The sequence below is a fragment of the Kitasatospora sp. NPDC085464 genome (genome assembly GCF_044541955.1).
Lineage (GTDB): Bacteria > Actinomycetota > Actinomycetes > Streptomycetales > Streptomycetaceae > Kitasatospora.
In genome coordinates, this window is record NZ_JBITTM010000105.1 from 1 (window position 1) to 5,721 (window position 5,721).

The window sequence follows — 5,721 nt, forward strand, 5'->3', positions numbered from 1 at the left end:
AAATCTGTCGATTGTCATCTGTTAGGGCTTGTCGCACGCCCCGGATCGGTCGCCGTACGGCCTGGCCGGAGCCGGGACCGGCTCCGGTCCTGTGCCCGGCCCATCATCGAGCGGCCGGGGCTGCCCCGCCCGTCGGTCCGGGGATCGGAGGAGGTGGGCGCGGGCGGGCGGCAGATTGCGCCACACCGTGCGCTCGCCCAGCCCGTACGCCGCCTCGAACTGCCGCAGCAGCCGCACCACCGCCCGGTGGCGGGCGCCCCGGCGGGGGCCCGAGGCGAGGGTGCGCGCCGTCGTGGTGCCGAGGTACCCGAAGTACGTCAACTCACCGCCGGGCGTCAGCAGGCGCAGGTAGAGGTCGAGGATCTCGCGGACCTGCGCGGGGCGGAAGTTGGTGAACGGCAGCCCGGACACGATCGCGTCGTACCGCTCCTCCGGATCCGCCGGGCCCGCCCCCACCTCCGTCCCCGTCCCCGTCCCCGTCGATGTCGATGCCGATGTCGATGCCGATGTCGATGCCGAGGGGCGGCGGTGCGCCAGCTCCTCGACCCGGCAGGCCGAGAGCCGCAGCCCGATCCCCGGGTGGCGGGCGGCCAGCACCGGGTCGTCCCGAAGCCGGCCGGCGAACCGCGGGTTCGCCTCGACGACGTGCAGCCGGTCGCCCGGGCGCAGCGCTCGGACCAGACGGCGGGTCACCACACCCGTGCCGGCGCCCACTTCGAGCACCGAGATCGGGTGGTTCGGGCGGCTGGTGACCGGCACCACCAGCGCGTTCACCAGTTCCGGGCCGCTCGGGGCCAGCGCGCCGGTGTCGTGGAACGTGCGCAGGGCCTCGGAGAGGAACAGCAGGCCGTCCCCGCCGGAGGGCCAACCGTGGTTTGAGGGCGACGAGTCGGGGTGAAGCCGGAGCTGGTCGTTCGTCATGTCTTCGACGGTAGGAAGGGCGGGAGTACGGCGGATCGGCCGGTCGGCGACGCGCGCCCCCGACGAAAGTCGAGGGTGCGGTTGGCCGGAAGACAGAGGCAACCCGGAGCCGGGCGCGCCTAGCATCGAGCCCGGATTCACGCCCGAGCCGGTGGTCACGCCCGAGCCGGTGGTCACGCCAGAGGCCGTGGCGCACACCCGAGACCGTGCTCAGGTCCGAGCGGCGGACGGCCGGCAGGACGTCGGAACGAGAAAGGGGAAGCCCGATGCGCAGGAGTCCGCTCGGCTGGTACGGCCCGGACCAACGGCCCTGGATCGAGACGTCGCTGCTGCTCGGCCTGCTCGCCCTGACCGTCGAGGAGGCCCTGGTCCAGTGGCTGGACGCGGACGGCCCGCTGCGCGTACCGCGTACGGTCGTGGCCTCGCTGGCCTCGCTCTCCCTCCTCTTCGCCCGTCGCCACCCGGTCGCCTCCGCCGTCCTGCCGGTGCTCACCGCAGGGCTGTTCGACCGGGCCTTCCCCGGCATGTTCAGCGTCTTCCACCTCGCCTACCTCGGCCGGACGGGGCCGGCGTCGGTCGGGGGCGTGGTCATCGCCGTGGCCAGCGCGTCCGACGCGGACTCGCCGGCCGGCTGGGCCGGTGCGTTCGGCTCCCAACTCCTTTTCCAGGCAGCCACCTTGGCGGTCGGCCTGTGGCTGCACGGCAGGCGGGTGCTGATCCGTACCCTGCACGAGCAGGTCGACGCGTTGCGCCGCGAGCGCGAGCTGCGCGCCGGACAGGCCCGGGCCGCCGAACGCGCCCGGATCGCCCGGGAGATGCACGACGTGCTGGCCCACCGTCTCAGCTTGCTGGTGCTGCACGCCGGAGTGCTGCGCGACCAGTCCAGGGCCGGGACCGTCGCGGCCGACCCGGACCGGCTCGCCGACCGGCTCGAACTGCTGCGCACCACCGCCGCCCGCTCGCTCGACGACCTGCGCGACGTCCTGGGAGCGCTGCGCGCCGACCCTCCGGCCCGGCCCGCCGCCGGGGACGGGCCCGCGCCGCCGAGCCCGGCCGCGCCCGTCCCGGGGCCGGCCCTGCGGGACCTCACCGAGCTCGTCGGCGAGGCGACCCAGGCCGGGCAGCAGGTCGAACTGGCCCTGGCCGGAGACCCGGAGTCCGTCCCGACCACCCACCGGCTGGCCGTGCACCGGCTGGTCCAGGAGGCCCTCACCAACGCCCGCAAGCACGCGCCCGCCGCGTCGGTCACCGTCCGGGTCGGCTACGGGGAACCGGCCACCGTCGTCGAGGTCCGCAACGGCCCCGGCGGGGTGCCACCGGACGGTCCGGGGAGCGGCGGCGGGTACGGCCTGGTGGGGCTGGGCGAGCGGGTCGCCGCGCTCGGCGGTCAGCTCGACGCGGGCCCGGACGGGGAGGGCGGCTTCCGGCTCTGCGCCCGCCTGCCCGCCCGGTCACCCACGTCGGGCGGCCTGCCGCAGACGGTGCCCGAACCGGCGCCCGACGCGGCTCCCGAACCGGCCCCCGCCCGTATCGACGGTTCGCTCCCGGACCCGAACCCGCCGAACCCGCCGGACCAGCCGGGCCAACCGAACCGGTCGGACCGACCGAACCGGCCGTGGTTGCCGAAGCGGTTCGAGCAGCGAGCGCAGTCCGAACAGCTCCGGCAACCGACGCAGCAGCCGAAGGGGACCGCATGATCCGAACGATGGTGGTCGACGACGACGCCCTGGTCCGCCTCGGCCTGGTCGACCTGCTCGCCCAGGACCCGGCGCTCACCGTGGTCGCCGAGGCCGCCGACGGACTCCAGGCCGTCGAACTCGCCGGGAGCCGGCGGATCGACGTGGCGTTGATGGACATCCGGATGCCCCGGCTCGACGGCATCGCCGCCACCCGTCGCCTGCGCGAACTGCCCGACGCCCCCCGGGTCATCGCACTCACCACCTTCGACCTGGACGAGTACGTGTACCAAGCGCTCGCCGCCGGGGCCGACGGCTTCCTGCTCAAGGACACTCCGCCCGCCGAGATCGCCCGGGCCGTGCACGTCGTGGCCGGCGGCCAGGGGATGCTGCACCCGAGGGCCGCGCGACGCCTGATCGACCGCTACCACCGAGTCGGCGCTCCCCGGTCGGTCGCCGCCCGCAGCCGGGTCGCCGGCCTCACCCCGCGCGAGACCGACGTGCTGCGCGAACTCGCCGACGGGCTCTCCAACGCCGAGATCGCGGGCGTCCTGGGGATGCGCGAGAGCACCGTCAAGGCGCACGTCAGCCGGATCCTGACCGGGCTCGGCGTCGGCAACCGGGTCCAGGCCGCGCTGCTGGCACGCGATGCCGGGCTGGTCGGGGACGGCGCCTGAGGGCGGCGGCCGCGCGGTCCGGAGCCGTTGGACACGGCGGCGGTGCGGTGCCCGGTGGCGTTCGTGGCATTCACGACCATGCATGGTGTTCATGGCTTTCATGACGTTCACGGCTTTCGTGGTGCTCATGGGTGTTCGCGTCGTTCATGGCATTCATGGCGCTCATGGGTGTTCGCGGTGTTCGTGGCACTCGGTGGCGGCGCACGGCGGGGCTCGTCGGGGCACCGCATCGGCCGGTGTTCACGCGGGTGTTCCCCGGACGTTCCCGTGGAGTCGGGCCGGGAGGCCGGGCGGGCTTCCCTGAGCCGTCGCGTGCTCCCGGTTCGTACCGCATGCTGAGCCGCTGTCACCCATCCGGCGTGGAAATGCCGTGCCTTGGCGGTTTGCGCTGCCGAACTCGGGCGGCGGGTCCATGGTGGAGATGGGCGCGATCCGGCGACCGCGCCCGCGCGCCGATCCAGGCCCGCGCGCCGTGCGCCCGCCGCCGTTCCCCGACGGGTGTCCGGGGCTGGGCCCGGAACCGGCACGCTGGGAGCAGGGCCACCTCGCAGGAAACCGAACGGTTCTTCTAGGCTCACATCTCGGCTTCCCTGCGACGGCCCGGCCACCGTGCCGCCGTGAGGAGGCCGCCGTCCACGGGGCTCCGGGCGGACCGGGGCCACCGGATCGAGCGAGGAGGACGCAATGCCAAGCACGCCGCCCAGCCGTTCCACCGCACTTGGGCCAGACGGGCCGTTCCGGCGGGCCGCCGGCCATACGGGCAGAACGGTGCGTTCCGGCCGGGCCGGGTACCCGGGCGGGGGCGGTCGGCCGGCCCGACCGCTGAATACCGGCGGCGGCCGCGGAGGCGAGCGTTGAGTCCCCAGATCGTCGGGCCGCCCGCCGCACCGGAGGCCGCCGCGGAACCCGACAGCAACCAGCTCCCCGTTCCGGCCGCTGCCGACGGCGAAGCCCTCGCCGCTGCCGCCACAGCCACAGTTGTGGCGGCAGCCAGTGCCACCGCCGTGACCGTCACAGCCGTCGCACCCCCGGCATCGGCCGCTGCGAACCCGGCCACTGCTGCCACTGCGAACCCGGCCGCTGCAGCCCCCGCCGTCCCCGCTGCCCCCGCGACCCCCGCGACCAGCGTCCCGGTCACGGCGGCGCTGCCCGGTCTGCCGCAGGCGCTCAGCACCCGCGCCCGTACGCTCGCCGGCGCCGTCCGACGTCGTTGCGCGGACCTGGCCCGGATCGAGTCACCCAGCGGGGACGCACCCCGACTCGACGCCCTCGCCGAGGAGTTGGCCGCCGGCTTCCGCGCCACCGGTGCGACCGCCCGCCGCGAACCCGGTCCGGCCGGTGACCACCTCGTCCTGGAGTGGGAGGGTCGGGACGAGTCCCTGCCGCACCTGCTGATCGTCGGCCACCACGACACCGTCTGGCCGGTCGGCACGCTGGCGGACTGGCCCGTCGCCGAGCAGGACGGTCGGCTCACCGGCCCCGGCGTGGTCGACATGAAGGGCGGACTCGCCATCCTGGAGGGCGCGTTGGCGCTGCTCGCGGACCTGGGCGAGCGGCCGCACCGGACCGTGCGCCTGGTGGTGGTCTCCGACGAGGAGGTCGGCAGCCCTGACGGGCGCCGCCTGGTCGAACGCCAACTGCGGGGAGCCGCAGCGGTGCTGGGCCTGGAACCGCCGCACCCGGACGGTCGGTTGAAGACCGCGCGGCGCGGCAGCACCAGGGTCCGGCTCACCGTGACCGGTCGCGAGGCGCACGCGGGCAACGACGCCCACGACGGGGTGTCGGCGGTCGACGAGCTGGTCGACCAGCTCGTGCTCGTCCGCGGCCTCGCGGGCCAGCCCGGTACGGAGCTCAACGCCGGTCGGATCAGTGGTGGTTCGCGTGCCAACGTGGTCGCGGGCCGGGCCGAGGCCGAACTGGGCCTGCGGTTCTCCACCGCCGAGGCGCAGCGCCGCACGCTCGACCACCTCGCCCGGCTCACCGCGCTGCGCCCGGGTGCCCGGGTCCGGACGGAGGTGCTGTCCAGCCGTCCGGCGTGGCCCGAGCGGACCGGCAACCCGCTGCTGCGGCACGTGCGTTCGCTCGCCGCGGTGCTCGGGCAGCAGTTGGACGGCGCTCCGGCGGGCGGGGCCGGCGACACCAACCTGCCGGGATCGCGCGGGCTGCCGACCCTGGACGGCTTCGGCGCGGTGGGTGCCGGGGCCCACGCCCGGCACGAGCACATCCGGCTGGACCAGATCGCCCCCCGGATCGCCCTGCTGGCGGCGCTGCTCGCCGTACCGCTGCCGCGACTGCGTGATCGCGCGGAGGGGTGAGCGGACGGGGAAGTGGAGGGCGGAGCGTGGCCGGAGTGACGGAGCGCGGCCGGCGGCGAGCGGGTCGCAGGTGACGAGCACCGGGTCACGGGAACCGCGTGACGGGTAGCAGGTAACAGATAACAGCTGACA

The 5,721-nt window shown here is 75.2% G+C and carries 4 protein-coding genes; 3 read left to right on the forward strand and 1 reads right to left on the reverse strand.

The genetic code is table 11. From position 1 onward, the window contains the following. Positions 1-21: 21 nt before the first annotated feature. A complete protein-coding gene (locus ACIGG8_RS42615; protein ID WP_396553960.1) occupies positions 22-921 on the reverse strand; it encodes a class I SAM-dependent methyltransferase in 900 nt (299 codons plus the stop codon). A gap of 266 nt (positions 922-1,187) precedes the next feature. Here ACIGG8_RS42615 and ACIGG8_RS42620 point away from each other — a divergent pair, with 266 nt between their 5' ends. The 3 genes from ACIGG8_RS42620 (at position 1,188) to ACIGG8_RS42630 (ending at position 5,589) form a co-directional block, all read left to right on the forward strand. Next, complete coding sequence (locus ACIGG8_RS42620) at positions 1,188-2,618, forward strand: sensor histidine kinase (RefSeq protein ID WP_396553961.1); 1,431 nt, start codon at positions 1,188-1,190, stop codon at positions 2,616-2,618. Beyond that, entirely contained in the window at positions 2,615-3,274 is a 660-nt protein-coding gene (locus tag ACIGG8_RS42625; RefSeq protein WP_396553962.1) for a response regulator, read from the forward strand. Before ACIGG8_RS42620 ends, ACIGG8_RS42625 begins: the two co-directional genes overlap by 4 nt. An 854-nt stretch (positions 3,275-4,128) precedes the next feature. After that, complete coding sequence (locus ACIGG8_RS42630; protein ID WP_396553963.1) at positions 4,129-5,589, forward strand: M20 family metallopeptidase; 1,461 nt, start codon at positions 4,129-4,131, stop codon at positions 5,587-5,589. The last annotated feature ends 132 nt before the right edge of the window (positions 5,590-5,721 follow it).